General features: G+C 72.6%; 26 protein-coding genes. 5 read left to right on the forward strand and 21 right to left on the reverse strand.

Annotated elements, in window-relative coordinates:
- Nucleotides 1–29: 29 nt before the first annotated feature.
- From ACETWP_RS10955 to ACETWP_RS10975, 5 genes are all read right to left on the reverse strand, one after another.
- Nucleotides 30–191 (reverse strand): CG2302 family histidine operon protein, encoded by a 162-nt coding sequence (locus tag ACETWP_RS10955; RefSeq protein ID WP_373972282.1) that lies wholly within the window; start codon nucleotides 189–191, stop codon nucleotides 30–32.
- A complete protein-coding gene (gene hisH / locus ACETWP_RS10960; RefSeq protein WP_373972283.1) occupies nucleotides 191–826 on the reverse strand; it encodes an imidazole glycerol phosphate synthase subunit HisH in 636 nt (211 codons plus the stop codon). Before hisH ends, ACETWP_RS10955 begins: the two co-directional genes overlap by 1 nt.
- Nucleotides 827–1,447 (reverse strand): imidazoleglycerol-phosphate dehydratase HisB, encoded by a 621-nt coding sequence (gene hisB / locus ACETWP_RS10965; protein ID WP_373972284.1) that lies wholly within the window; start codon nucleotides 1,445–1,447, stop codon nucleotides 827–829.
- A gap of 66 nt (nucleotides 1,448–1,513) precedes the next feature.
- Nucleotides 1,514–2,635, reverse strand: coding sequence for a histidinol-phosphate transaminase (locus tag ACETWP_RS10970; protein ID WP_373972285.1), 1,122 nt, complete (start codon nucleotides 2,633–2,635; stop codon nucleotides 1,514–1,516).
- A 221-nt stretch (nucleotides 2,636–2,856) separates the two neighbouring features.
- Nucleotides 2,857–3,336: a LysM peptidoglycan-binding domain-containing protein gene (locus tag ACETWP_RS10975; protein WP_373972286.1), complete on the reverse strand. Its 480-nt coding sequence runs from the start codon at nucleotides 3,334–3,336 to the stop codon at nucleotides 2,857–2,859.
- A 287-nt stretch (nucleotides 3,337–3,623) separates the two neighbouring features.
- Here ACETWP_RS10975 and lexA point away from each other — a divergent pair, with 287 nt between their 5' ends.
- Complete coding sequence (gene lexA, locus ACETWP_RS10980) at nucleotides 3,624–4,343, forward strand: transcriptional repressor LexA (RefSeq protein ID WP_373972287.1); 720 nt, start codon at nucleotides 3,624–3,626, stop codon at nucleotides 4,341–4,343.
- Here lexA and ACETWP_RS10985 read toward each other — a convergent pair.
- Both ACETWP_RS10985 and hflX read right to left on the reverse strand, forming a co-directional pair.
- Nucleotides 4,340–6,307: an ATP-dependent DNA helicase gene (locus ACETWP_RS10985; RefSeq protein ID WP_373972384.1), complete on the reverse strand. Its 1,968-nt coding sequence runs from the start codon at nucleotides 6,305–6,307 to the stop codon at nucleotides 4,340–4,342. The genes lexA and ACETWP_RS10985 overlap by 4 nt on opposite strands.
- 43 nt (nucleotides 6,308–6,350) lie before the next feature.
- Nucleotides 6,351–7,934, reverse strand: a complete 1,584-nt coding sequence (gene hflX, locus ACETWP_RS10990) for a GTPase HflX (protein ID WP_373972288.1) — start codon at nucleotides 7,932–7,934, stop codon at nucleotides 6,351–6,353.
- A 393-nt stretch (nucleotides 7,935–8,327) separates the two neighbouring features.
- Between hflX and ACETWP_RS10995 the strand changes: the two genes are divergently transcribed.
- Complete coding sequence (locus ACETWP_RS10995; protein WP_373972289.1) at nucleotides 8,328–8,939, forward strand: class I SAM-dependent methyltransferase; 612 nt, start codon at nucleotides 8,328–8,330, stop codon at nucleotides 8,937–8,939.
- 43 nt (nucleotides 8,940–8,982) lie between these two features.
- Here ACETWP_RS10995 and dapF read toward each other — a convergent pair whose 3' ends face one another.
- The 6 genes from dapF to ACETWP_RS11025 form a co-directional block, all read right to left on the reverse strand.
- Entirely contained in the window at nucleotides 8,983–9,918 is a 936-nt protein-coding gene (gene dapF, locus ACETWP_RS11000) for a diaminopimelate epimerase (RefSeq protein WP_373972290.1), read from the reverse strand.
- 9 nt (nucleotides 9,919–9,927) lie between these two features.
- A complete protein-coding gene (miaA, locus tag ACETWP_RS11005) occupies nucleotides 9,928–10,905 on the reverse strand; it encodes a tRNA (adenosine(37)-N6)-dimethylallyltransferase MiaA (RefSeq protein ID WP_373972291.1) in 978 nt (325 codons plus the stop codon).
- A 3-nt stretch (nucleotides 10,906–10,908) separates the two neighbouring features.
- Nucleotides 10,909–12,447: a tRNA (N6-isopentenyl adenosine(37)-C2)-methylthiotransferase MiaB gene (gene miaB / locus ACETWP_RS11010; protein ID WP_373972385.1), complete on the reverse strand. Its 1,539-nt coding sequence runs from the start codon at nucleotides 12,445–12,447 to the stop codon at nucleotides 10,909–10,911.
- 55 nt (nucleotides 12,448–12,502) lie between these two features.
- Entirely contained in the window at nucleotides 12,503–13,216 is a 714-nt protein-coding gene (locus tag ACETWP_RS11015; protein WP_373972292.1) for a regulatory protein RecX, read from the reverse strand.
- 3 nt (nucleotides 13,217–13,219) lie between these two features.
- Nucleotides 13,220–14,269 carry a recombinase RecA gene (gene recA / locus ACETWP_RS11020; protein ID WP_373972293.1) on the reverse strand — a complete coding sequence of 350 codons (1,050 nt, stop codon included), beginning with the start codon at nucleotides 14,267–14,269 and terminating at the stop codon, nucleotides 13,220–13,222.
- A gap of 197 nt (nucleotides 14,270–14,466) precedes the next feature.
- Nucleotides 14,467–14,688, reverse strand: a complete 222-nt coding sequence (locus ACETWP_RS11025; RefSeq protein WP_373972294.1) for a DUF3046 domain-containing protein — start codon at nucleotides 14,686–14,688, stop codon at nucleotides 14,467–14,469.
- A 60-nt stretch (nucleotides 14,689–14,748) separates the two neighbouring features.
- Here ACETWP_RS11025 and ACETWP_RS11030 point away from each other — a divergent pair, with 60 nt between their 5' ends.
- Nucleotides 14,749–15,225: a MarR family winged helix-turn-helix transcriptional regulator gene (locus ACETWP_RS11030; RefSeq protein ID WP_373972295.1), complete on the forward strand. Its 477-nt coding sequence runs from the start codon at nucleotides 14,749–14,751 to the stop codon at nucleotides 15,223–15,225.
- 109 nt (nucleotides 15,226–15,334) lie between these two features.
- On the opposite strand, the gene ACETWP_RS11035 is transcribed toward ACETWP_RS11030, so the two are convergent.
- The 6 genes from ACETWP_RS11035 to dapA all read right to left on the reverse strand — a co-directional run bounded on the left by ACETWP_RS11035 (nucleotide 15,335) and on the right by dapA (nucleotide 22,649).
- Complete coding sequence (locus tag ACETWP_RS11035) at nucleotides 15,335–15,772, reverse strand: helix-turn-helix domain-containing protein (protein ID WP_373972296.1); 438 nt, start codon at nucleotides 15,770–15,772, stop codon at nucleotides 15,335–15,337.
- A 170-nt stretch (nucleotides 15,773–15,942) separates the two neighbouring features.
- Entirely contained in the window at nucleotides 15,943–16,434 is a 492-nt protein-coding gene (locus tag ACETWP_RS11040; protein WP_373972297.1) for a CinA family protein, read from the reverse strand.
- A complete protein-coding gene (gene pgsA, locus ACETWP_RS11045; RefSeq protein WP_373972298.1) occupies nucleotides 16,435–17,037 on the reverse strand; it encodes a CDP-diacylglycerol--glycerol-3-phosphate 3-phosphatidyltransferase in 603 nt (200 codons plus the stop codon). It abuts the gene before it with no gap.
- A 9-nt stretch (nucleotides 17,038–17,046) separates the two neighbouring features.
- Complete coding sequence (locus ACETWP_RS11050; RefSeq protein WP_373972299.1) at nucleotides 17,047–19,962, reverse strand: FtsK/SpoIIIE family DNA translocase; 2,916 nt, start codon at nucleotides 19,960–19,962, stop codon at nucleotides 17,047–17,049.
- Nucleotides 19,963–20,012: 50 nt separating this feature from the next.
- Nucleotides 20,013–21,719 (reverse strand): ribonuclease J, encoded by a 1,707-nt coding sequence (locus ACETWP_RS11055; RefSeq protein WP_373972300.1) that lies wholly within the window; start codon nucleotides 21,717–21,719, stop codon nucleotides 20,013–20,015.
- Nucleotides 21,720–21,731: 12 nt separating this feature from the next.
- On the reverse strand, nucleotides 21,732–22,649 hold the full coding sequence (gene dapA / locus ACETWP_RS11060) for a 4-hydroxy-tetrahydrodipicolinate synthase (protein WP_373972301.1): 918 nt from the start codon (nucleotides 22,647–22,649) through the stop codon (nucleotides 21,732–21,734).
- 61 nt (nucleotides 22,650–22,710) lie between these two features.
- On the opposite strand from dapA, the gene ACETWP_RS11065 reads away from it, so the two are divergent.
- Together ACETWP_RS11065 and ACETWP_RS11070 are read left to right on the forward strand one after the other, a co-directional pair.
- On the forward strand, nucleotides 22,711–23,397 hold the full coding sequence (locus ACETWP_RS11065; protein WP_373972302.1) for a class I SAM-dependent methyltransferase: 687 nt from the start codon (nucleotides 22,711–22,713) through the stop codon (nucleotides 23,395–23,397).
- Nucleotides 23,394–24,647, forward strand: coding sequence for a heparan-alpha-glucosaminide N-acetyltransferase domain-containing protein (locus ACETWP_RS11070; protein WP_373972303.1), 1,254 nt, complete (start codon nucleotides 23,394–23,396; stop codon nucleotides 24,645–24,647). Before ACETWP_RS11065 ends, ACETWP_RS11070 begins: the two co-directional genes overlap by 4 nt.
- A gap of 37 nt (nucleotides 24,648–24,684) precedes the next feature.
- Here ACETWP_RS11070 and ACETWP_RS11075 read toward each other — a convergent pair whose 3' ends face one another.
- Both ACETWP_RS11075 and dapB read right to left on the reverse strand, forming a co-directional pair.
- Entirely contained in the window at nucleotides 24,685–25,152 is a 468-nt protein-coding gene (locus tag ACETWP_RS11075; protein ID WP_373972304.1) for a hypothetical protein, read from the reverse strand.
- A gap of 3 nt (nucleotides 25,153–25,155) precedes the next feature.
- Nucleotides 25,156–25,914, reverse strand: a complete 759-nt coding sequence (dapB, locus tag ACETWP_RS11080; RefSeq protein WP_373972305.1) for a 4-hydroxy-tetrahydrodipicolinate reductase — start codon at nucleotides 25,912–25,914, stop codon at nucleotides 25,156–25,158.
- Nucleotides 25,915–25,921 lie beyond the last annotated feature (7 nt).

The following is a 25,921-nucleotide window of genomic DNA, read 5'->3' on the forward strand; positions in this document are numbered from 1 at the left end:
GGCGCCGGGGCCTGGAGGCCGGTGGCGGGTCAGGCGCCGCCGTCGAGGGTCAGGAGGTAGGCGGCCAGCAGGGACATCCCGGCCAACACCCAGCAGACGACGGGCCAGGAAGCGTGCGCCTTCTGCTGGCGCAGCGACAGGGCCCCGCCGGCGAGGATGCCCGCGAGGGCCATGAGCAGGATGCTCCACATCAGAGGGTGCCCAGCCAGTTCTCCAACAGCTGGGCGCCGGCGTCGCCGGACTTCTCCGGGTGGAACTGGACGGCCGACAGGGGCCCGTTCTCGACGCCCGCCACGAACGGCGCACCGTGCTCGGACCACGTCACGAGCGGGGGCGTCATCCGCGGCTGCAGCACCTCGAAGTCCCAGCGCTGCACCGCGTACGAGTGGACGAAGTAGAAGCGCTCGTCCTCGATGCCCGCGAAGAGCCGCGTGTCCTCGGGGGCATCGACCGTGTTCCAGCCCATGTGGGGGACGATCGGGGCGGGGAGCAGCTCGACGGTCCCGGGCCATTCGCCGAGTCCGGGAGTCCGCACGCCGTGCTCCACGCCCTCGTCGAAGAAGACCTGGTGCCCGACGCAGATCCCGAGGACAGGTCGGTTTCCGGCGATGCGCCGGCCGATGTGGCGGACGGCCCCGACGTCGTTCAGCGCGGCCATGACGGCGGCGAACGCGCCGACGCCCGGCACCAGGAGGCCCTCGGCCTCCATCACGTCCTCCGCGCGCGCGCTGAGCGTCACGTCCGCGCCGACGCGCTCGAGGGCGCGCACGGCGGAGCGCACGTTCCCCGAACCGTAGTCCAGGACGGTGACCCTCGGCGCGGCCATCTAGAGCGCCCCCTTCGTGGAGGGGATGGCCCCGCCGAGCCGCGCATCCGGCTCCAGCGCCGCGCGCAGCGCGCGGGCCAGCGCCTTGAACTGGGCCTCGGCAACGTGGTGCGGGTCGCGGCCGCCGAGCACGCGCATGTGCACGCAGATCTGGGCGTGCAGCGTGATGGCCTCGAAGACGTGGCGCGTCAGCGATCCCGTGAAGTGTCCGCCGATGAGGTGGTATTCCTGTCCCGCGGGTTCCCCCGCGTGGACCAGGTAGGGACGTCCCGAGATGTCGACGACGGCGTGCGCGAGCGCCTCGTCGAGGGGAACCGTGGCTTCCCCGAAGCGGCGGATCCCGGCCTTGTTGCCCAGGGCGGTGCGCAGCACCTCGCCGATCGTGATGGCGACGTCCTCCACGGTGTGGTGGACGTCGATGTGGGTGTCGCCCGTGGCCCGGACGGTCAGGTCCATCAGCGAGTGCTTGGCCAGCGCGGTCAGCATGTGGTCGTAGAACGGCACGGACGTGCTGATGTCGGCGGCGCCGGTGCCGTCGAGGTCGATCTCCACGACGACGGACGACTCGCTGGTCGTCCGTTCCATGCGGGCGCGGCGGCCGCTGAGCAGTTGTGCAGACATCGGTGATCCTTAGGGCCTGGAGGGTGGTGGGGTGGAGGTCCGGGGCCGTCCTTCCCCGGGTCAAGTCTACCGGGGCGCGGCGTCACTCTCGGCCGCGAGGAGGTCCTCGAGGCCGCGCAGGAAGGCCGTCGTTTCGGCCTCGGTGCCCGCCGTCACACGGAGGTGCCCGGGGATCCCGACGTCGCGGACGAGCACCCCCGCATCCAGCAGCCCCTGCCAGATGCGTGCCGGATGCGACAATCCGCCGAAGAAGACGAAGTTCGAGTCGCTCGGCGCCGGACGCAGGCCCAAGCGGCGGAGCTCCGCGACGATCCGGTCGCGCTGCGCCTTGATGTCCTCGACGTTCGCCAGCAGCGCATCGACGTGCTTGAGCGCCGCGTTGGCCGTGGCCTGCGTGACGGCGGAGAGGTGGTACGGCAGGCGGACCAGCCGGAGGGCGTCGGTCACGGACGGATCCGCGGCGAGGTACCCCAGCCGGGCGCCAGCCAGGGCGAAGGCCTTGCTCATGGTCCGCGACACGATCAGCCGCTCCCGTCCGGGCAGCAAGCCCAGGGCGGAGCGCGTGCCGGCCTTCGCGAACTCGGCGTACGCCTCGTCGACGACGACGATCGCCTGGCTCGCCTCGCCCGCCGCGTAGACGGCCTCCACCACGTCGAGGCCGAGCGCGGTTCCCGTGGGGTTGTTGGGCGAACACAGGAAGACGATGTTGGGGGCCCGCTCGGCGACCTGCCGGGCCGCGGAGTCCGCCGTCAGCTCGAAGTCGGCCGCGCGCGAACCGGCGATGTACCTCGTGTCCGTGCCGCTCGCCAGGAGCGGGTACATGGAGTAGGTCGGCGGGAAGCTCATCAGGCTGCGCCCTGGGCCGCCGAAGGCCTGGAGGATCTGCTGCAGCACCTCGTTGGACCCGTTGCCGGCCCAGATGTTCCCGGGTGCGAGTCCGTGTCCCAGGTATGAGGCCAGCCGCTCGCGGAGTTCGGTGAACTCGCGGTCGGGGTAGCGGTTCAGGCTTGCGGAGCAGGCGCGGACATCGCGGGCGATCGCCTCGCGGACCTCGTCGGGGAGGGGGTGGGTGTTCTCGTTGACGTTGAGCAGGATGGGCACGTCCAGCTGGGGGGCACCGTAGGGCTCCAGGCCCCGGAGGTTGTCCCGCAGCGGAAGTCTGGCCAGTCGTCGCAGCTGATCACTCACCGAACAATTCTAGGGCGCCGGCGCAGTGGCCCCGAATCGGCGGGTGGGGCCGCTTAACGTTGCCGGCACCGGCGGGGCAGACGCCACCCGGGCCGAGCCCGGCCCCGCGGTTCACCACCGGCGGTCCCGCGGGGCGTCCCGCCCGCGTTCCCGACGGCCGTCGGCGGGGCGCGCGTCCCGGCGGTCCCGGATCCTGCCCCGACACGCGCGTCCGCGACCCGCTAACCGCCGGTCGGGACGAAGAGCGTCTGGCCGGGGATCACCGTGGACCCCGCGAGGTTGTTCAGTTCCGCGATCTCGGCGATGACGACGCGCGGGTCGCGCCCCGGGGCGAACTCCGCGGCGATCTCCCAGAGGGTCTCCCCCTCCAGGACGGTGACGGAGGCCGCCTCGACCCGGACGGAGGCGCCGGAGTCGGCGGCCATGACGGGGGCCGTGAAAATGCCCACCAGGACCAGGGCAGAGGTCGCCGCGAGCAGGACGGGCAGGCCGATGAGGAGAAAGCGGCCCCGCCGGGTCAGGCGGACAGGTCCGCGGACGGCGGATGCCGCGGGGGCCGGCGCCGCGGCGCGGGGAGACGTTCCGCGTGGGGAGCCCCCGGGGCGGGCGACGGGAAGGCTGAGGACGTTCGTGGTCCGGCGGGGATCCCCGCCGAGGCGTGCCGCGGGCTGAGCAGGGGTCGCGAAGGCGATCTGAGCCATGGTTTTGCCTTTCTCTCGCGCCGGGCCGCCTCGCGGCCGCACCGACGGTTCGGTGTTCGAAGATCGAACCGGTCGAAACTCGTATTCGAACGCTTGTTCGATCTCGCTCGTCCATTTGTAGCATTCCTGACCGAGGAATGTCGAGACACGTTCGAACAAATCTTTGAAAGCCCCGTGGTGGTCCACTAACGTGGTGACCAGCGGCTCGTTGGATCCAGTCCAACAGGCGCCTCCGACAGAATGCGGAACGGCCCGGAGCCACGGGGACAACCAGGATGGGGCACACCATGAGCACAGCTGACACTCCGGCACCGAAGCGCACGCCGAAGAGCCTGACGGTTCGCCAGAAGAAGATCCTCGAGACCATCCAGCGCGCGGTCGCGGCGCGCGGCTATCCGCCGTCGATGCGCGAGATCGGCGACACCGTCGGCTTGGCGAGCCTGTCGAGCGTCACGCACCAGCTGGCCCAGCTGGAGAAGCTCGGCTACATCCGCCGCGACCCGCGCCGTCCGCGCGCCATGGAGATCCTGACGCCACTGACGCTCAGCGACGCTCGCGAGACCGCCGAGGCCGCGCACGACGGACTCCGCGCCATCAACGGCACGCCGGTCTCCGAACTGAGCACCGCCTCCGACACGGCGATGGTCCCGCTGGTCGGCCGCATCGCCGCCGGCGGCCCCATCCTCGCGGACCAGACGATCGAGGACGTAATGCCGCTCCCCCGACAGCTGGTCGGACACGGCGAGCTGTTCATGCTGAAGGTCAGCGGGGACTCCATGGTCGAGGCCGCCATCTGCGACGGCGACTGGGTCGTGGTGCGCCGGCAGCAGAATGCCGTCAACGGCGATATCGTGGCCGCCCTCCTCGACGACGAGGCCACCGTCAAGACGTTCCGGCAGCGCGACGGGCACACGTGGCTCCTCCCCCAGAACCGCCAGTACGAGCCCATCCTGGGCGACCACGCGACGATCATGGGCAAGGTCGTCTCGGTGATGCGCTCGCTCTAGGGCGTCCGCGCGGGGGCGAGCCGCTCCAGTGCCCCCACCACGGTCGCCTTGTCCGTCGTCGCCCACATCGGGGGCAGCGAGGCGCGCAGGAAGTTGCCGTACCGCTCCGTGGCCAGGCGCGAGTCCAGCACCGCCACGACCCCCCGGTCCGACGTCGAGCGGATCAGGCGTCCGGCGCCCTGCGCCAGCCGCACGGCCGCGTGGCTGGCCGACACCGCCATGAAGCCGTTGCCCCCGTGCCGCGCGACGTCGCGGCTGCGCGCCGTCGACAGGGGATCGTCGGGGCGCGGGAAGGGAATCCGGTCGATGACCACGAGTCGGCAGGCCGGCCCGGGGACGTCCACGCCTTGCCAGAGCGTCATGGTGCCGAAGAGGCACGTGTCGAGGTCGTCGGCGAACTCCTTCACCAGCGACGCCATGCTGGAGTCGCCTTGGCACAGGATCGTCTGGTCCAGCCGCGGCCGCAGCGCCTCGGCGGCCTCCTCCGCGGCCCGGCGCGAGGAGAAGAGCGCGAGCGTGCCCCCGCGCGCGGCCCGGATCAGATCCTCCAGCTCCGCGAGCGCCTCCGTGGAGACGTTCCGGGACGGCTTGGGCAGGTGGCGGGCGACATACAGCATGCCCTGCCGCGGATAGTCGAAGGGGCTTCCCACGTCGACGCCGGTCCAGGCGGGGGCCCCCTGCCCGAGCAGCCCCAGCGCCCCGGCGACCGGCTCGAAGGCCGCGCCGACGGCGAGCGTCGCCGACGTCAGCACCACGGTGCGTCCATCGAACAGCCCCTCGCGCAGCCGGCCGGCGACGGAGAGCGGCGCGACGTTCAGCGTGGCGGGTGTCGAGTCGTCGGGCTGCACATAGCCCTCTCCGGGGGTGAACTGCCCGGGACGGGACGCCCAGACGACCTCCCGCGCCTCCGCGGCGCCATCGAGCCGGTCGCACTGCTCGACGAGGTAGAGCAACTGCGACCGGGCCATCTGCCGCCCGCCGTCCACGGCCTCCTGCGGCGCGGGCTTGGAGTCCGAGAGCGCCACGCGGGCGGCCTCGCGGACCTGGTCCACCGCGGCCGCCTGCGCCTCGTTGAGGCCCGAGGGCATCAGCCCCGCGGGGATCCACTCCAGCGATTTCTGCAGCGCGCGCGACGCCAGATTGAGCGCGTCGACGTTCACGTGGCAGTGCTTGCGGGCGGCCGACGCCGCGCCGGAGACGAGCGCGACGGACAGGGGACGAGTGACGGAGCCCGTGACGCGGTCCTGGAGCTCGTGCGCCTCGTCGATGACGACGGTGTCGAACTCGGGCAGCACGGCGATCCCCTCGAAGGCGGAGACGGCGAGCATGGCGTGGTTCGTGATGACGATGTCCGCCTCGGCGGCCTTCTTGCGCGCCAGCTCGCTGAAGCACTCCTCCGCCATGGGGCACTTCTGGGCGCCAAGGCAGTCCATCGCGGTGACCGAGACCTGGCGCCAGGCGCGGTCTCCGACGCCCGGGACCAGGTCGTCCCGGTCCCCCGTGTCCGTCTCCTCCGCCCATTCGCGCAGCCGCACGACCTCCTGACCCAGTGCGCTCGCTGGTCCCGCCCCCGCGGTCAGGGCGCGTGCCGCGCCGTCCTCGGTGAGGGCGAACAGCGCGCCCTCGTCCTCGTCCGGGTATCCCCCGCCGAGTTTGTACTTGCACACGTAGTTGCCGCGGCCCTTGGCGAGGGCGACATCGAGCTTCCGGGGCAGGTGCGGGGCCAGCTGCTCCAAAAGGCGCGGCACGTCCCGGCCGACGATCTGCGCCTGCAGGGCGAGGGTCGCGGTGGAGACCACGACCGGCTTCTCCGCCTCCAGGGCGTGCGCGATCGCGGGCACGAGGTACGCCAGCGACTTGCCGGTGCCGGTGCCCGCCTGGACGAGTAGGTGCCGGCCCGAGTCGAGCGACTCCACGACCTGCCGCGCCATCTCGTGCTGGCCGGGACGGTTCTGGCCGCCCATGCCCTCGACCGCGGCGTCGAGCAGCCCGAGGACCCGTTCGACGTCAGCCACGGAGGGAGAACGGCTCCAGCTCGGCGGCGAGGCCCTCGCGGACCTTGACGACGAGGCGGGTGCCGTCGGCGACGTGTTCGGTCTCAAGGATCTCCGCGTCCGAGCCGTGCAGGCGGTTGACCAGCTCCCCGCGGTCGTACGGGATCAGGAGTTCGAGCCGCACGTCCGGGCGCGGGATCGACTCGCCGATGCGCCGCAGCAGCTCGTCGATGCCGACGCCGGTGCGCGCCGAGACGACGACGTGGTTGGGCTCGCGCTGCCGGATGCGCTCGATGACGAACGGATCGGCGGCGTCCGCCTTGTTCAGGACGATGATCTCGGGGACGTTCTGCGCGTCCACCTCGGTGAAGACCTGCCGCACCGCGTGGATCTGGCCCTCGGGGTCCGGGTGCGAGGCGTCGACGACGTGCAGGATGAGGTCCGCGTCGGCCACCTCCTCGAGGGTCGAGCGGAACGCCTCGATGAGCTGCGTCGGCAGCGACCGGACGAAGCCGACGGTGTCCACCAGCGTGTACCCGACGCCGTCGGAGGTTTCCGCCTTGCGCACCGTCGGATCCAGCGTCGCGAAGAGGGCGTTCTCCACGAGCACGCCGGCGTTGGTCAGCCGGTTCAGCAGCGACGACTTGCCGGCGTTGGTGTACCCGGCGATGGCGACGGACGGCACCGTGTTGCGCTTGCGGTTGGCGCGCTTGGTCTCGCGGGCGGGCTTCATCGCCGCGATTTCCTTGCGCAGCTTGGACATGCGGGTGCGGATGCGACGGCGGTCGAGCTCGATCTTCGTCTCACCGGGGCCGCGGGAGCCGATGCCGCCGCCCGCCGCGCCGACGCGTCCGCCGGCCTGCCGCGACATCGACTCGCCCCAACCGCGCAGGCGGGGCAGGAGGTACTCCAGCTGGGCCAGCTCGACCTGCGCCTTGCCCTCGCGGCTCTGCGCGTGCTGGGCGAAGATGTCGAGGATCAGCGCCGTGCGGTCGATGACCTTGACCTTGACGATGTCCTCCAGGCCGCGCCGTTGCGACGGCGAGAGTTCCGAGTCGACGATGACCGTGTCGGCTCCGGTGGCGGCGACGATCTCCTTGAGCTCCTGCGCCTTGCCCGACCCCAGGAAGGTGCCCGGGTCCGGCTTGATGCGGCGCTGGATGACCCCGTCGAGGACCTCCGAGCCGGCGGTTTCCGCGAGGGCCGCGAGTTCGCGCAGGGAATTCTCCGCGTCGGCGGCGGTCCCGTCGGTCCAGATGCCCGCCAACACCACGCGCTCCAGCCGCAGCTGGCGGTACTCGACCTCGGTCACGTCCTCGAGTTCCGTCGAGAGACCCGCGACGCGACGCAGCGCGCGCCGCTCGGCGAGGTCACGCTGGTCGCCGTCGTGCAGCGAGTGCTCGCCGCCCTCGCCGCCGAGGGCCTGGGCGCGGCCGCCGCTCAGCGCGCGCGGCTCTCCCCCCGCCGGGATGGGCGGCCGGGCCACCGTCTTCTTCGACGCGGCGCCGTCGGCCGCGAGGATCCGATCGATCACGGACTGGATCTCGGCCTCATTCAGGTCGCGGTCCCCAGGGTTAGGCTGGTTGCTCTTGGTCATGTTCCCCTTTGAAGAATGCTGAGTTCCAGAATAGTCCCCGGGTCCGACGATTGGACCCCCGTTCGCCGCAGGGCGAACGGGGAGGGAGGGGTCGGTGCCCCGTGGCGGGGATTCGCCCGGTCCGTCGCCGTGGGGTGTGGGGTGCTGTGTCATGGGGGGCTCCGTGGGAAGTAGGCGGGCGCGCGCCGTCCATAGGGCGCGCGGCGGGCTGGCTGGCGGTCCCGGCGTGCCGGGGACGCGGCTACTTCAGAGTCATAGGGAAAACCCTATCACTTCCGCGAAATCCCCTGGAGCCGACGGATGGCGCGTGCCACGGGGGCGAAGGGGGTCCGTGTCGCCCACCCGGCCGCGCACCGATTAGCGCGGGGGCGCGGCGGCGGTTAACCTGCCAGCATGGGTTCGGACCACTATTTCAGCGCACAGCCGTCGACGCCGTTCACGCGCAGGAGCATCACGGCGACCCTCGGCGGTGCCGAGCGGCGCCTCACCACGTCCGGGGGCATCTTCAGCCCGGACGGCGTGGACAAGGGGACCGCGGTGCTGCTCGCCGGCGCCCCGGCGCCCGCGCCCGCGGGGGCCCTGCTGGACATCGGCTGCGGGTGGGGTCCCATCGCGTTGAGCCTGGCGCTGGCCTCGCCCGCCGCGACCGTGTACGCGGTGGACATCAACGAGCGGAGCATTGAACTCACCCGTCAGAACGCCGCCGACCTGGGGCTCGCGAACGTCGTGGCGGGGCTTCCGGAGAGCGTTCCGGAGGACCTGCGGTTCGACACGATCTGGTCCAATCCGCCCATCAGGATCGGCAAGGAGGCGCTGCACGAGCTGCTGCTGCGGTGGCTACCCCGGCTCGCGCCGGGCGGCGAGGCCTGGCTCGTGGTGCAGAAGAACCTCGGCTCGGACTCGCTCCAGTCCTGGCTCGGCGGACAGCTGCCCCCCGCGTGGACGGTGGAGCGCGCGGCGACCGCCAAGTCGTTCCGGCTCCTGCGGGTCGCGCGCCCCGCCTAGCGGCCCGGCGCACCGGGTTCCGCACGCGTGGACCGGAACGGGGTCAGACCAGGGATCCGCGCGCGACGAGCACGGCCGGACCGCTGAGCTCCACGTGCTCGGCTCCGTCCGGGGCCGGGATGAACCGGACCCCGACCGTGCCGCCGGGAACCTGGACCTCCCACCGGTCGGCCGGGGTTTCCCCCGCCCAGTGCCGCGTCGCCACGACGGCGGCGCACGCCCCCGTCCCGCACGACTGGGTCTCTCCGACGCCGCGCTCGTGCACGCGCATCCTGATGCTGCCGACGCCACCCGTGACCAGCGGCTCCGCCGGTACCACGTATTCGACGTTGGTTCCGTGGTCCGGCACGGGATCCACGCGCGGCGCGTGGTGCAGGTCGGCCTGCTCCAGCTCCGAGGCCTCGGATAGCGCGACGACCGTGTGCGGGTTGCCCATGCTCACGCTCAGGGCGGGCCGGGCCACCTCGAGGCCGTCCGTCTCCACCAGGGAATCCAGGGCGCGCTCCTCGGCGCGCGCCGGGTGGATGAACTCCCAGGGGCCCATGTCCACCGCGTAGCCGTTCGCGGCGCGGGCGACCGTCTTGGCGCCGGCGCGCGTGCCGATCGTGAGGGCCTCGCCCTCGGCGAGTTCCACGAGGCCCTCCTCGATGAGGAAATGCACGAAGACCCGGACCCCGTTGCCGCACATCTCGGACACCGAACCGTCCCCGTTCCGGTAGTCCATGAACCATTCGGCCCTTGGGTTCACGGCCAGCAGGGCGTTGCCCTCCGGCAGCGCCGAGGACCGGACGGCCCGGATCAGCCCGTCGCCGCCGATGCCCTGGTGGCGGTCGCACAGGACGGCGACCTGCTCCGGCGCGAGGAAGAGCGTTCCGTCGGGGTCGGCGACGAGCACGAAGTCGTTGCCCGTGCCGTGCCCCTTCGCGAAGGCCAGTCCGGACAGCGGGGTGGGGGGCAGCGCGTTGGGTTCCGTCGTCATGCCCCTAGCCTACGGGCGCGCGGGGTCCGGAGGCGCGGCGGCTCCCCGGGCCGCGGCGGCGGGGGTCTCCGCGGCCGCCGCCGCGACGATCCGCAGGGCCCGGTCCGCCAGGTCCGGGGACGCGGCGTCGAGCCAGTGCACGCGGTGGTCCGCGCGGAACCACGTGAGCTGCCGCCGGGCGAACTGTCGGGTCGCGACCACCGTCTGCTCCGCCGCCTCCTCCGCCGTGCACCCGCCGTCGACGACGGCCAGGAACTGCGCGTAGCCGATGGCGCGGGACGCCGTCCTGCCGCGCCGCAACCCCCGCGTGTCCAACGCCGCGACCTCCTCCAGCAGCCCCGCCCCGGACATGGCGCGCACGCGGGCGCGCAGCCGCTCGTGCAGCACCGCACGGTCCAGGTCCAGCCCCAGCTGGATGGCCGGTCGCGCGTACCGGCGGTCCGGCATGAAGGAGCTGAACGGCCGGCCCGTGAGCTCGTGGACCTCGAGCGCGCGGACGACGCGCCGCGCGTCGGACACCCGGGCCGCCGAGGCCGGGTCCACCGCGCGCAGCCGCTCCAGCAGCGGCCCGACGCCGCCCGCGTCGGCCTCCGCCTCCAGCCGCGACCGCACGGCGGCGTCGGTGGGGGGGAACTCGAGGACGTCCAGCGCGGCGCGCACGTAGAGCCCGGAGCCCCCGACCAGGATCGGCACGAGTCCGCGCCCCTGGATGTCGTCGAAGGCGGCGCGCGCCGCCGCCTGGAAGGCCGCGACGCTGGCCTCCTCCGTGACGTCGAGGGTATCCAGCAGGTGGTGTGGCACGCCGCGGCGCGCGGCCGGGTCGAGCTTGGCCGTGCCGATGTCCATCCCGCGGTAGAACTGCAGCGCGTCCCCGTTGACGACCTCCCCGCCCAGCCGCAGGGCCAGTTCGACGGCGAGGTCGGACTTGCCGGTGCCGGTGGGCCCGACGATGGCGACGATCGGGTGGCGCGCCGCGCCGTGCCCCACGGCCTACGCCCGCGGCGGCAGCGTCGGCATCCCCAGCGGGACACCGCCGGCGGGCGCACCACCGGCGGACGGCGCCGGGGCCCCGCACGAGTCGGCCTGCGACCGGTCCCAGGCGTCGCCGGCGCGCGAGCGGCGCAGCCGGTACTCGGAGGGCCCGGGATCCGCCAGCAGGTGGAACGACGCCGCCGCGGTGACCGGGAGCGTCACGAGGTCCCCGGGCCGGGGCTGCTCGGCGCCGTCGGGGACCGTGAAGTGCACGAGCCGCTGGTCGCGCGCCCTGCCGGACAGGCGGTGCGTCTCCCCGGACTTCCGGCCGGCCTGCGCGGTGACCATGACCTCCACGACCCGGCCGACCTGGAGGGCGTTCTCCTCGGCGCAGATCCGGTCCTGCAGGGCGGTGAGGCGCTCGTAGCGTTCCTGCACGACGGCCTTCGGGAGCTGGCCGGGCAAGTCGGCCGCCGGCGTCCCCGGCCTCCGCGAGTACTGGAAGGTGAAGGCGCTGCTGAAGCGGGCGCGCTCGACCACGTCGAGGGTCGCCTGGAAGTCCTCCTCCGTCTCGCCGGGGAAGCCGACGATGATGTCCGTCGTGATCGCCGCATGCGGGATGCGGTCGCGGACTCCGTCCAGGATGCCCAGGAACCTCTTCGAGCGGTAGGAGCGCCGCATTTCCCGCAGCATCCTGTCCGACCCGGACTGCAACGGCATGTGCAGCTGCGGCATGACATTGGGGGTCTCCGCCATCGCCTCGACGACATCGTCGGTGAAGGCCGCCGGGTGGGGGCTGGTGAAGCGCACGCGTTCGAGCCCGGGGACGTTGCCGCAGGCCCGCAGGAGCTTTCCGAAGGCCAACCGGTCGCCGAACTCCACGCCGTAGGAGTTCACGTTCTGCCCCAGCAGCGTGACCTCGATGGCCCCGTCGGCGACCAGCGCCTCCACCTCGGCCAGGATGTCCCCGGGCCGGCGGTCGCGCTCCTTGCCCCGGAGGCTGGGGACGATGCAGAACGTGCAGGTGTTGTTGCACCCCACGGAGATCGAGACCCACCCCGCGTAGACCGACTCGCGCTTCGTCGGGAGGGTGGATGGAAAGACGTCGAGGGACTCGAGGATCTCGAGCTGCGCCTCGTTGTTGTGCCGCGCGCGTTCCAGGAGTGCCGGCAGCGATCCGACGTTGTGGGTCCCGAACACGACATCGACCCACGGCGCCTTGCGCAGGATCGTCTCCCGGTCCTTCTGGGCGAGGCAGCCGCCGACGGCGATCTGCATCCCGGGACGGCGCTCCTTCACCGGGGCGAGCCGTCCGAGGTTGCCGTAGAGCTTGTTGTCGGCATTCTCGCGCACCGCGCAGGTGTTGAAGACAACCACGTCCGCGGCGTCGTCCCCCGACGGCGCGGGCACCAGGCCCGCGGCCTCGAGGAGGCCCGCAAGGCGTTCGGAATCATGGACGTTCATCTGGCAGCCGAAGGTCCGAACCTCATAGGTGCGCTCGGCGTCCGCGGGCGCGGTCGGAGCTGTTCCGGGGGTCCGAACGGGGGCTGGGGGCATGGTCGGGCTCACCGTTCAAGCCTACCGAACGGCGGGCCGGGCCAGGACCGTTCGCCTAGGCATCGCCCATCCGCGCCTCCCACGCCTCCGACGCCGCGCGGAACGCCAGGCCGGGCGGGTACCCCTTGCGGGCGAGCATCCCCACCACGCGGCGCACCGCCCGGTCCCGGTCTGTGCCGGGGGCGACGGACCGCAGCCTGCGCTCGGCCAGGAGCCGGGCCGCGTGGGCCTCGTCGTCGGCGCCGAGCTGTTCGAGCGCGGCATCGGCCAGTTCGGGGTCGATGCCCTTGTCCCTGAGCTCTCGCCGGAGGGCACCTCGGGCCAGGCCTTTCGACTGCGAGCGGCTGCGCACCCACGCCTGGGCGAACGCCGCGTCGTCGACCAGCTGCAGCTCCTCGAAGCGGTCCAGCACGGAGCGCGCGGCCGGCTCGGGGATCTCGCGCGCGCGGAGCTTGTCCTCCAGTTGTTTGCGGCTTTTGGCGGCGCCGGTGAGCTGGCGCAGCACGATGGCCCGGGCCGCGGATTCAGGATCCGTCTCGCGGGCCGCGCCGGACCCGTCCCTGCCGCCGGGGCGCTGACCCCGCCCGCGGGCGCCGCCGGGACGGCGACGGTCGGGAGACGGACCGTCCGGACCGTGGTCCGCGCCGCCAGGACCGCCGACGCCGCCCACGCGGTCCCGGTCCACGGTCCCGTCGGGGTCGTGGGGAACCCGGCCGGCCGTGCCGTCGCCGGCGTCGGTCAGTCCGCTCCAGTCGGGGGTCGTCGCCATGGGCTAGGAGTCCGAGACGGCCTTCAGCTTCGGGTCGCCGGTCTCGGGCGCGGGCTGCACGCCGATGCCGAGCTTCTCCTTGATGCGGCGCTCCAGTTCGTTGGCGAGGTCGGGATTGTCGCGTAGGAACTTCCTGGCGTTCTCCTTGCCCTGCCCCAGCTGGTCGCCGTCGTAGGTGAACCAGGCGCCGGACTTCTTGACGAAGCCCTCCTCGACGCCCAGGTCGATCAGGCCACCCTCGCGGGAGATGCCCTGGCCGTAGACGATGTCGAACTCCGCCTGCTTGAACGGCGGGGCCATCTTGTTCTTCACGATCTTCGCGCGGGTGCGGTTGGCGACCGCGTTCGTCCCCTCCTTGAGGGTCTCGATGCGGCGCACGTCGATGCGCACGGAGGCGTAGAACTTCAGGGCCTTGCCGCCGGTGGTCGTCTCCGGGCTGCCGAAGAAGACGCCGATCTTCTCGCGGAGCTGGTTGATGAAGATCGCGGTGGTCTTCGTCTGGCTGAGCCGGCCGGTGATCTTCCGGAGCGCCTGGCTCATCAGGCGCGCCTGCAGGCCGACGTGGCTGTCGCCCATGTCACCCTCGATCTCGGCGCGTGGCACCAGCGCGGCGACGGAGTCGATGACGATCACGTCGAGGGAACCGGAGCCGATCAGCATGTCCATGATCTCCAGGGCCTGCTCGCCCGTGTCCGGCTGGGAAACCAGCAGGGCGTCGGTATCCACGCCCAGTGCCTTCGCGTAGTCGGGGTCCAGCGCGTGCTCGGCGTCGATGAAGGCGGCGATGCCGCCGTTGCGCTGGGCGTTGGCGACCGCGTGCAGCGCGACGGTCGTCTTACCGGAGGACTCCGGTCCGTAGATCTCCACGACGCGCCCGCGCGGGAGACCGCCGATCCCCAGCGCGATGTCCAGCGCGATGGAACCGGTGGGAATCACCTCGATCTTGGCGCGGGTGTCGTCGCCGAGACGCATCACCGATCCCTTGCCGAACTGCTTGTCGATCTGGGCGAGAGCTGCGTCGAGCGCCTTCTCGCGGTCCATTGCTGCGGCCATTGTTCACCTCGGTTGTGTCGTGGCCTCGCGGCCTGATGTCGTCCTGCCAACCACGCTAGGCGGTGCCCCGGACATTTTGGCCCGCGGTGTTCGGCTTGTGGACGAGCGGGGCCGTGGGCCCCGTTCCTTGTCCCTGTGAGGAGCCTATACCTTACCGAACAAATATTCGATAGTGGGAACGGCGTGTCCGGATCCGGTCACGGTTTCGGCGGGATGTCGCGGCCGAGCCGCCGCTCCGGCGGCACGTCCTGCTTCAGGCAGACGGCGGACCACACCGCCTTCGGGTTTTCGCCCGCGCCCAAGGCCTCCAGCGGCGTCCTGCCGCCGAGGTCCGCCAGGACCAGGTCCCCCGCGAGGACGCGGGAGTACCCCGCGCCGAACTCGTCGTCCATCAATCTCCAGAACTCGCTCAGTCGCACCCCTGCATTCTCCCACGCGCGCCCGGGCGCGCGGGGCAACCGCCACCCTATGATGGAGCCATGACGGACCACGAGGCCCCCGCCGCACCGGAAGACCGGGCGCTGGCCATCCAGGACATGGAGGAGCAGCTCAGCTTCCTCTGGCGGCGTGCCCGCGCCAACGGCAACCGCGTGGCCCGGCAGGTTCACCCGGAAATGGAGCCCGGCGCCTACGGCCTGCTGAAGGCGCTCCAGCGCCGGGGCAGCCTGCGCCTGACGGACCTCGCGGCGGAGATCGGCGTGGGCAAGCCCTCGGTCAGCCGCCAGGTGACGCTGTTGGAGAAGCTCGGCGTGGTCCAGAAGGTCCCCGATCCGGAGGACGGGCGCGCCCAGACCATCAGCCTGACGGAGGCGGGATCGCGCCAGCTGGCGTCGGCCCAGGCGGCGCGGCGGGACGTGTTCACGGACCTGCTGGCCGACTGGCCCGTCGATGATCTCGCGCAGCTGGCCGACCTGCTGAGGCGCCTGAACCTGGCCTACCTGAAGGACCCCCTGTAGGAGCGGGCCCAAGGACCCGGAAGCACGCGTGGGACCCGCCGGCCGGCGGGTCCCACGCGTTGTTCGACGGTCGCCGGGAGCCGTCCGGCGCCCGGCAAGGAGGTCGGGGCTAGCGGCTGGAGGCCAGTCCGTTGGCCAAGCCCTCGGGCCACTGCCCGTTCATGACGGAGCCGAACTGGCTGGCGAGTTCCGACGGAACGGTATCGGGGATGTCGACGCCCTCGGCGATGGCCACCCGGTCGCTGACCTCGCGGAGCATCAGCGACAGCGGAACGTCCAAGGCGCCGCAAATGGAGGAAAGGAGCTCGGATGAGGCCTCCTTTTGGCCGCGTTCGACCTCGGAAAGGTAACCGAGCGACACGCGTGCGTTGTGTGACACTTCACGCAGGGTGCGACCCTGGCGCTGGCGGACGTCCCGCAGGACATCGCCGATCTCGTGGCGTAGGACAACCATCTTGCGCTCCTTCTGGTCGCGACGGGCATCTTCTGTCAGTCCCACATCCCGCCAACGGACCACGCCGTTCACGGTTACGGGTTGCTTGACCATGTGTATTGCCTTACTCCTTCGGTCCCTACGCCAAGTTGACGTTCAGGCTGCGGTGCGCATTCTTCGCGGCCCCACAATTCTGTCAACTCCCGGGGGCGGCGTTTTGTTCCCCCGCCCTCAGCCTATCCACACCGGTGCGCACCCTGCCAGTGGTACGCGCGGGTTGTGCGCTATGTGGCGTCCCAGACCAGCGCCAGGAGCCGGGCGAGGGCGGCGTCGCGCGACGCGGCCCGGATCGCCTGCCGGTCGCCGGTGAGGTGCAGCCGTTCGGCCCCGCTGCCCGCGGGGCCCGCGTAGCCGATGAACACGGTGCCGACGCCCTGGCCGTCGTGCGCGGCGGGGCCGGCGACACCCGTGGTCGAGACGGCGAGATCGGAGCCGCAGGAGCTCCGCGCGCCGACCGCCATCTGGCGGGCCACCTCGGCGTCCACGGACCCCGACGTCGCCAGCAGGACCGGATCGACGCCCAGGAGTGCGGACTTGACGTCGTTGTGGTAGGACACCACGCCGCCGCGCAACACCGCCGACGAGCCCGGCACGTCCGCCAGCGCCGCGGCGACCAGCCCGGCGGTCAGCGACTCAGCGGTGGCCACGGTCAGCGATCTGGAGGCCGCCTCCTCGACGGCGCGGCGGGCCAGCGACGGTTCCTCGGCGGGATCCATTCAGGCGGTCCCGCGCGACCGGGCGCGCAGCCGGGCCGCCTGGGCCACGTACTGCCCGCCGGTGTAGAGCGTGATCGCCACGGCCGCCAGCATGACCACGTACGCCGCGGCGCCGAGCCAGGCGACGGTGTGCGTGACCGGCAGGAGGTACAGGAACACGGCCAGGGACTGCGTGACGGTCTTGAGCTTCCCGCCCCGGGAGGCGGGGATGACCCCGTACTTGATGACGGCGAAGCGCAGGGCGGTGATCCCGAGCTCGCGCAGCAGGATCACCGCGGTGATCCACCAGGCCAGCTCGCCGAGCACCGACAGCAGCACCAGGGCCGAGCCCAGCAGCAGCTTGTCGGCGATCGGATCGGCGATCTTCCCGAAGTTCGTGATCAGGCCCCGGCTCCGGGCCAGGTCGCCGTCCAGCTTGTCCGTGTAGATGGCGACGGCGAAGAGGGCGACGGCGACCCACCGCAGCGCCCCGTACCGCCCGTCGTCCGCCAGGAGGGCCCAGACGAAGAAGGGGACCATGACGATCCGCAGGGTCGTCAGGACGTTGGCGATGTTCAGGGTGGGGACCGGATCCGGCCGGCCGTGCCCTTGCTGGTCTGTCACCGTCTCAGGCTACCTTCCGGTCAGGCTCCACGCGTCCTCGGACCCGTCGTCCTCGCCGTCGCGGTCGTCGTAGTCGATGGCCTGCGTCCTGTTGGCCAGGTCCTCCGCGACCAGGTCGACGCCGAAGTGGTTGGCGTTGGCGTTCTCGGCCAGCGCCGCCTCGCGCGGCGCGGGCGCCGCGGAGCCCGGTGCCTCGTCGCCGCGCATGGTCGCCAGGACGCCGGGGAGGTCGTCGGGCTTGACCAACACGTCGCGCGCCTTCGAACCCTCGGAGGGGCCCACGACGCCGCGTGACTCCAGGAGGTCCATCAGGCGGCCGGCCTTCGCGAAGCCGACGCGCAGCTTGCGCTGCAGCATCGACGTGGAGCCGAACTGCGTGGTCACGACCAGCTCGGTGGCCTGGAGCAGCAGCTCCAGGTCGTCGCCGATGTCGTCGTCGATCTCCTTCTTGGGTGCCTCGACGGCGACGTCCTTGCGGTACTCGGCCTTCAGCTGGCCCTTGACGTGCTCCACGACCTTGTGGATCTCCGACTCGGTGACCCAGGCGCCCTGCACGCGCATCGGCTTCGACGCGCCCATGGGCAGGAAGAGCGCGTCCCCCTGGCCCAGGAGCTTCTCGGCGCCCGGCTGGTCCAACACCACCCGGGAGTCGGTGACGGAGGAGGTGGCGAAGGCCATGCGCGAGGGCACGTTGGCCTTGATGAGGCCGGTGACGACGTCGACGGAGGGTCGCTGGGTCGCCAACACCAGGTGGATCCCGGCCGCGCGGGCCAGCTGCGTGATGCGCACGATCGAGTCCTCGACGTCGCGCGGGGCGACCATCATCAGGTCGGCGAGCTCGTCCACGATGACCAGGAGGTACGGGTACGGCTTCATGACCCGCTTCGAGCCCTCCGGCGGGACGGCCTTGCCGTTGCGCACGGCCTTGTTGAAATCGTCGATGTGCTTGTAGCCGAAGTTGGCCAGGTCGTCGTAGCGCGTGTCCATCTCGCGGACGACCCACTGCAGCGCCTCGGCGGCCTTCTTCGGGTTGGTGATGATGGGCGTGATGAGGTGCGGGACGCCCTCGTACGCGGTCAGCTCGACGCGCTTGGGGTCCACCATGACCATCCGCACCTCGTCGGGCGTGGCCCGCATGAGGATGGAGGTGATCATCGAGTTCACGAACGAGGACTTGCCGGCGCCCGTGGCGCCCGCGACCAGGAGGTGCGGCATCTTGGCCAGGTTGGCGACGACGAAGCCGCCCTCGACGTCCTTGCCCACGCCCATGACCATGGGGTGGTCCGTCTTCCGCGCGGCGTTCGAGCGGAGCACGTCGCCGAGCGCGACGACCTCCTTGTCCGCGTTGGGGATCTCGATGCCGATCGCGCTGCGTCCCGGGATGGGGCTGAGGATGCGCACGTCCGAGGACGCGACGGCATAGGAGATGTTCTTGCTCAGCGCGGTGACGCGCTCGACCTTCGTGCCCGGGGACAGCTCGATCTCGTAGCGCGTCACCGTGGGGCCGCGGCTGAAGCCGGTGACCTGCGCGTCGACCTTGAACTGGTCCAGGGTCTCGGTCAGCGCCTTGACGACGGCGTCGTTGGCCTCCGAGCGCTCCTTGGCGGGCGGTCCCGACGGCAGGAACTCCGACGCCGGCAGGGTGTACGCGACGTCGCCCGAGAGCTGGAGCTGCTCGGTGCGCTGGGGAATCGGTGCCAGCGGCGCCGGCTGGGCCACCGGCGTCGACGGGACCCGCGGCGCCGCGGCGGCGGCCGCCGCCAGCGCCGCGGTGTCGATCGCCTCGGTCGCGGGCTCGGCCGGCCCCCGCGCTTCCGACGCCGGTCCGTCCGGCGCGGGCGCGTCCGGCGCGGGCGCGCCCAGTCCCACGTCGTCCTTGATCTTCTGCATGGCGCGCTCGGCGGCCGTCGGGCGCCGCACCCCGGCCGGGACGCGCGGCTCGGCGGCGGCCCCGCCCGGCTCCACGTCCTCGTCGGACTCGCGGATCACGGCGTGGTCGTAGGCCTCGTCCCCGGCGAACCCGCCGTCGCCGCGTTCGCGGTCCTCGGCGTCCTTGTCCCGGCCGAACAGCCGGGCCTTGCGGCGCGGCTTGGGCTGCGTCCGGGAGTGCTCGTGCAGGTAGGACTGGTCGTGCGCATCCGCCGCCTCGCGGTCCTCCGCGTAGCCGCCCTCGGGCTGGCCCATGATCCATTCGTAGCCCTGCCGCAGCCGGCCCGGGATGTGCCGGAAGGGGGTGGCCGTGACGATCATGACGCTCAGGAGCAGCAGGACGACCATCAGCGCCAGGGCGCCCCAGACGGTGATGAGCCCCGCCAGCGGCGCGGTCATCAGGAAGCCGAGGATCCCGCCGGCGGACCACAGGACCTCGAACGGGTCGGCCAGCGACGGGAGGCCGCCGACCACGTGCGCGATGCCGGAACCGGCGGCGGTGGCCAGCGCCAGGCCGATGCCAACGCGGCTGTTGGCCCGGTGCTCCTCCGGTCGCCGGAACAGGCGGAAGGCCCCGACCAGGAGGACGAACGGGAGCACGACGGCCATGAAACCGAACGTTCCCCCGAAGACGTTGTGCACGGCGGTCCCGTACCAGCCCTGCCCGCGCAGCCCCCACCACTCGACGCTGGCCACGACCATCGCCACGATGACGAGGAACAGTCCGGTGCCGTCGCGCCGCAGCTCGCGGTCCGGGTGGACGTCGTGGCCGAGCTTCCGGAAGGCCCCCCCGACGACGCGCGCCAACCCCATCCACAGCCCGCGCACGGCGCGCAGGGGGAACGGCAGGTCGTGCTCGACGGGCGCCGGGGCCTGCGGGGCCCGGGGCGCGCGGGTGCGCGCCGCCGTCGTGGTCGTCTTGCTGCGCGCCCCTGCTGTGCCGGCCGTCTTGCGGCCGGAGGCCTTGGGCTGGCTGGGGGAAGTACGGGTCGCCATATGCTCCAGCCTACCGAAGTGCGCCGGCAAACCGGGGATCTACACCCGGACTACGCCTCCAGGACCACGGGCACGATCATGGGACGGCGACGCAGCTTGCGGCTGACCCAGGAGCCGATCACCCGTCTGACCACCTGCTGGAGCTGGTGCGTGGTGTGGCTCGGGTTGTTCCGGACCGCCTCCTCGAGCGCCGCCGCGATCCTCGGCTTGATGTCGTCGAAGACCGCGTCGTCCTCCGCGACGCCGCGGGCGTGGATGTCCGGGCCGGAGACCAGGGTCCCGGTCTGCCGGTTCACGACCGAGATCACGGAGATGAAACCCTCCTCCCCGAGCGTGCGCCGGTCCTTGAGGTCCTCGTCGGTGATGCCGCCGACGCTGGACCCGTCGACGTAGACGAACCCGCACTCCACCTGGCCCACCAGCCGCGCGGTCCCGTCGCGGAGGTCCACGACCGAGCCGTCCTCGGCCAGCAGCACGTTCTGCTCCGGCACGCCGCTCTGCACGGCGAGGCGGCCGTTGGCGACGAGGTGGCGGATCTCCCCGTGCACCGGCATCACGTTCCCCGGGCGGAGGATGTTGTAGCAGTAGAGCAGCTCGCCGGCCGAGGCGTGCCCGGAGACGTGCACCTTGGCGTTGCCCTTGTGCACCACCTCCGCGCCGAGGCGCATGAGTCCGTTGATGATGCGGAACACGGCGTTCTCGTTGCCGGGGATCAGCGACGATGCGAGGATCACCGTGTCGCCGGGGCCGACCGTGATGCTGTGGTCGCCGTTCGCCATGCGGGAAAGCGCCGCCATCGGCTCGCCCTGGGACCCGGTGGACATCAGGACCACGCGGTTCTCCGGCAGGCCGTCGACCTCCTTGAGGTCGACGAGGATGTTCGGCGGCACGTCGAGGTAGCCGAGCTTCGCGGCGATGGCCATGTTGCGGACCATGGAGCGGCCGACGAACGCGACCTTGCGCCCGTGGACGGCCGCGGCGTCCAGCACCTGCTGCACGCGGTGCACGTGCGAGGAGAACGACGCCACGATCAGCCGCTTCCGGGCGTTGCCGAAGAGCGCCTCCAGGACCGGACCGATCTCCTTCTCAGCCGTCGTGAAGCCCGGGACGTCCGCGTTGGTGGAGTCGGACATGAACAGGTCCACGCCCTCCTCGCCCAGGCGGGCGAAGGCGCGCAGGTCGGTGATCCGGCCGTCCAGGGGCAGCTGGTCCATCTTGAAGTCGCCGGTGTGCAGCACGTTGCCGGCCGCGGTCCGGATGAAAACCGCTAAGGCGTCCGGGATGGAGTGGTTCACGGCCACGAACTCGCACCCGAACGGCCCGAGGCGCTCCACCTGGCCCTCGGCGACGGTGAGCGTCACGGGCTTGATGCGGTGCTCCTGCAGCTTCGCCTCGACGAGCGCGAGCGTCAGGCGGGAACCGATCAGCGGGAGGTCCGGCTTGTGCCGGAGCAGGTACGGCACCGCGCCGATGTGGTCCTCGTGCCCGTGCGTGAGGACGACGCCGACGACGTCGTCCAGCCGGTCGCGGATGTAGCCGAAATCCGGCAGGATCAGATCGACGCCGGGCTGGAACTCCTCCGGGAACAACACCCCGCAATCCACGATCAGCAGCGAACCGTCGATCTCGAAGACGGTCATGTTCCGGCCGATCTCGCCGAGCCCGCCCAGCGGGACGATCCGCAGGGTCCCGGGCTGCAGCCCGGGGGGCCCGCTCAGCCGCGCGCCACCGTCCGGGCCCTCGGGGTTGTCGGTCATCTGGCTCCCTTTCTAGAGGTCCCAGCCGGCTTCCGCGAGGTCCGCCCGGACGGGGGCGAGCTCCGCCTCGGTCGCCTCGACCAGGGGCAGTCGCACCGCGGCGTTGGGCAGGACGCCCTGCCAGTGGAGGATGGCCTTCGCCGTGACGGCGCCCTGGAGGTGGGACATCACGGCCCGCTGGATCGGATCGAGCTCGAAGTGCAGGCGCCGGGCCCGCGGCAGGTCCCCGGCGTGCATCGCGTCGACGAGCTCGCGGTACTGCCGGGTCGCCACGTGCGCGGTCACGGAGATCACGCCGACCGCGCCGGCTGCCATCAGGGGCAGCGTCAGGCCGTCGTCCCCGGAGTAGACGTGCAGGTCGGTGCTGGCAAGGACGCGGGTGGTGCTCTGGTAGTCGGACTTCGCGTCCTTGAGGGCCACCACGTTCGGATGGTCCGCCAGCCGGATCAGGGTCTCGGCGGTGATCTCGATGCCCGCGCGCCCCGGGATGTCGTAGATCATGACGGGCAGGTCGGTGCAGGAGGCGATCGCCTCGACGTGCGCCCGCACGCCGGCCTGGCTGGGCTTGTTGTAGTACGGCGCGGTCACGAGGATCCCGTCGACGCCCAGCTCGGCCGCCGCCCGGGTCAGGGCGATCGAGTGCCGCGTGTCGTTGGTCGTGGATCCCGCGATGACCTTGGCGCGGCCCCCGACGGCCTCGCGGACGGCGCGGAACATGCCGAGGTTCTCGGCGTCCGTGAGCGTCGACGTCTCGCCCGTGGTGCCGGTGACGACGAGGTTGTCGCAGCCGTCGTCGACCAGTCGGCTGGCCAGCGCGGCGGCCTGGTCGTAGTCCACCTCCCCGTCGGCGGTGAAGGGGGTGACCATGGCGGTTCCCATGGTGCCGAAGGGGTAGTCGTTCCGCGGGGCATCGAGGTGGGAGGAAGGCATGATCCAACGTTACACTTACGCCCCCGCGCGGAAGGCGCGCCACGGGTCCTAGGCTGGGAACATGACGAACAGCACCCCGCCCGCGGAACCGCCCGCGCCCGGCGGTCCGCCGGAGGTGCCGCCGGGCGCCGGCGCCTCCGACCTCGAGCGCTGGCAGGCGCGCTATGCCCGCACGCGCGCGGCCGGTCCCCCGCACGACGGCGGCGCCCCGAGCTCCCTGTTGGCCGCCGAGCTGGGCGCCCTTCCCGGCGGCGGCCGGCGCGCCCTGGACCTCGCCTGCGGGGCGGGCCGGCACAGCGTCTGGCTGGCGGGCCGCGGCTGGCGCGTGACCGGCGTCGACTTCGCCCCGGCCGGGCTCGCGCGCGCCCGCGACGCCGCCGCGTCGCTGCCGGCGGCGGCCCGCCCGCGTTTCGTGTCCGCCGACCTGGAGGGGTGGCGGCCGGACGACGGCGGCTGGGACCTGATCGTCCTCGCCTACTTCCACCTTCCCGAACTGTTGCGCCGGGTCCCGGCCTGGCTGGCCCCCGGCGGCCGGCTGCTGGTGCTGACCCACGCCCCGGAGTCGCCCGCCGGTCCGGCGAACCCGCGGTACCGACCCACGCTGGCCGGGCTGCGGGAGTCGCTGGATGCCTCCGGGATCGCGTTGGAGTACCTCCGCGCGGACACGGCCGGGGATCCCGACGTCGACCTGGTCACCGTCGTGCACGCCCGGCGTCCGGAGGCCGGCGCGGCGGAGGGGGCGCGATGACGGCCACGCGCGGCCCCGCGGTCCAGCGGCGGCTGGCCGGCGTCGACGCGGCCCGCGGCCTGGCCCTGCTGGGCATGATGGCCACGCACATCGTGCCCCTGTCGCAGCCGGCGGCCGGCGGCGCACTGGCGGACGCGAGCCTCGCCTCCGTCGAGCCGACCTGGGCGGCCCTGCTCTTCGCCGGCAAGGCCTCCGCCCTGTTCGCGATCCTCGCGGGCGTGGGGCTGGCCCTGCTGACCGGCGGGCCCCACCCGCATGCCGCGGCGCGCCTGTCCGCGACGCGCCGGGGCGTGGCCGTGCGCGCCCTGGTCATCGCCGGCATCGGGTTCGCCTCGGGCATGCTCGACACCCACGTCGCCGTGATCCTGACCCACTACGGCCTGCTCTTCGTGCTGGCCATCCCGTTCCTCGGCCTGCCCGCGCGCCGGCTCGCCTGGTGGGCGGGCGGCTGGCTGCTGGTCTCCCCGGCCCTGTGGTGGGCGGCCCACCCGGTGGTGGCCGCGCTCGTCCGGCCCGCCGACGTGGGCGGCTCGCCGCAGTTCGCGGACCTCGCGCGGCCCGCGACCCTCGCGGCGGACCTGCTGGTCACCGGCTACTACCCGGTGCTGGTGTGGACGGGATTCATCCTGCTGGGCCTCACGCTCGGGCGCCTGGACCTCGCCCGCCCGCGCGTGGTGCTGGGCCTGCTCCTGGGCGGCGGCGCGCTCGCGCTCGCGGCCCGCTCGGCGTCGGACGCCCTCGTCGCGCTCCCCCAGGCCGCCGCGGCCCTGCGCGGCGCGACCGGGACCGACGGCGAGGGGCTGCGGCTGGCCCTGTCCACCGGCCAGGGGCTCGGCGGATCCGAGGGCACGGCATGGTGGTTCGCCCTGTCGGCGCCGCACTCGGGCGCGCCGCTGGACCTGCTGCACGTCTCCGGCACCGCCGCCGCCGTGCTGGGCGCGTGCCTCCTCCTCGCGGCGGCCCTGCGGGCGGTCCTCGGGGACGCCGGGGAGCCGGTCCTCTGGCCGCTCGCCGGCGCCGGGGCGGCGACGCTGACCCTCTACACCGCGCACCTCGTGGCCCTGGACCTGCTCAGCGGGCCGACCGCCCAGCTTCCGCGCCACGAGCTCTACCTCTGGTTCTGCGCGGGCGCGGTCCTGGCGGGCATCGGCCTGAAGTGGGCCGGGACGCGGGGCCCGCTGGAGTCGCTGGTGCACGCGGCCGCCGCGTCGGTCGCCTCCGGCGCGGCGGCCGCGCGGGACCGCCGCTAGCCGCGAGCCCCGCGGGACTCGGGCGCTCCCGCGGGACTCAGGCGTTCCCGCGGGTCCGGGAGTCGGCGGAGTCCATGAACGCGGCGATCGCGCTGCGCATGGTCTCGCGGGCCCGGCGCCGGTCGCCGGCGGCGTCGTAGGCCAGGGCGAGCCGGTGCAGGCCGCGCCAGCTCCCGGGATCGGCCTCCGCCTCTTCCCGGTAGCGCTCGAAGTCGGCGTCCGCCGCGTCCTTCACGATGCGGCCCGAGGGGGTGCGCGGCAGCGTGTCCTCCGGCAGCAGGCCCTCGGACTCCAGGATCCGGGCCATGCGTTGCGTGCGCGTGCCAAAGAGGAGCTCGCGGACGAGGATCCACACCCCGATCACGGGCAGGACGAACGCGGCGGCGCCGATGGCCTTCGCCAGCGGCTCGTCGGCCCGCAGGAAGGCGACGGAGCTCGAGAACGACGCGAAGAGGTACAGCACGAACAGGGCCAGGATGGCGCCGACCCACAGCTTGGTCTTCACGCGCTACCGGCCCAGGTCCAGGTAGCCGTCGAGCCCGTAGGTCAGGCCCGGGCGCACGCCGACGGTCCGCAGCCCCAGCAGGACGCCGGGCATGAACGAGGCCCGGTCGAAGGAGTCGTGGCGCAGCGTCAACTGCTCGCCGGCCCCGCCGAACAGGACCTCCTGGTGCGCGACCAGCCCGCGCAGCCTGACGGAATGCACCCGGACGCCGTCGACGTCGGCCCCGCGCGCCCCCTCCAGCGAGGTTTCCGTGGCGTCCGGTCCGGCGGGAACCCCCGCCTCGGCCCGCGCGCGGGCGATGAGCTCGGCGGTGCGGACGGCGGTGCCCGAGGGCGCGTCCACCTTGTCGGGGTGGTGCAGCTCGATGATCTCCACAGACTCGAAGTACTTCGCCGCCCGCGCGGCGAAGGCGCTCGCCAGGACCGAGCCGAGCGCGAAGTTCGGCGCGATCAGCACGCCGGTCTCCGGGTGCCCCGCCAGGAGCTCGCCGAGTTCGGCGCGCCGCCGGTCCGTCCAGCCGGTGGTCCCGACGACGGCGTGCAGCCCGTGCCGGACGGCGAAGCGCACGTTGGCCTCGGTGCTGTCCGGGACGGTCAGGTCCACGACGTGCGTGGCGCGGGCGTCCAGGAGCGATTCGAGGGGATCGCTGCGGCCGAGCGCAGCCACGAGCTCCATGTCGGGGGCGGATTCGACGGCACGCACGGCCTCGGCGCCCATGCGTCCGGTGGCGCCGAGGACGGCGACGTTGATCGGTGGGGTCATGCCCCCT

Origin of the sequence: Arthrobacter halodurans, from assembly GCF_041877255.1 — a bacterium.
GTDB lineage: Bacteria > Actinomycetota > Actinomycetes > Actinomycetales > Micrococcaceae > Arthrobacter_N > Arthrobacter_N halodurans.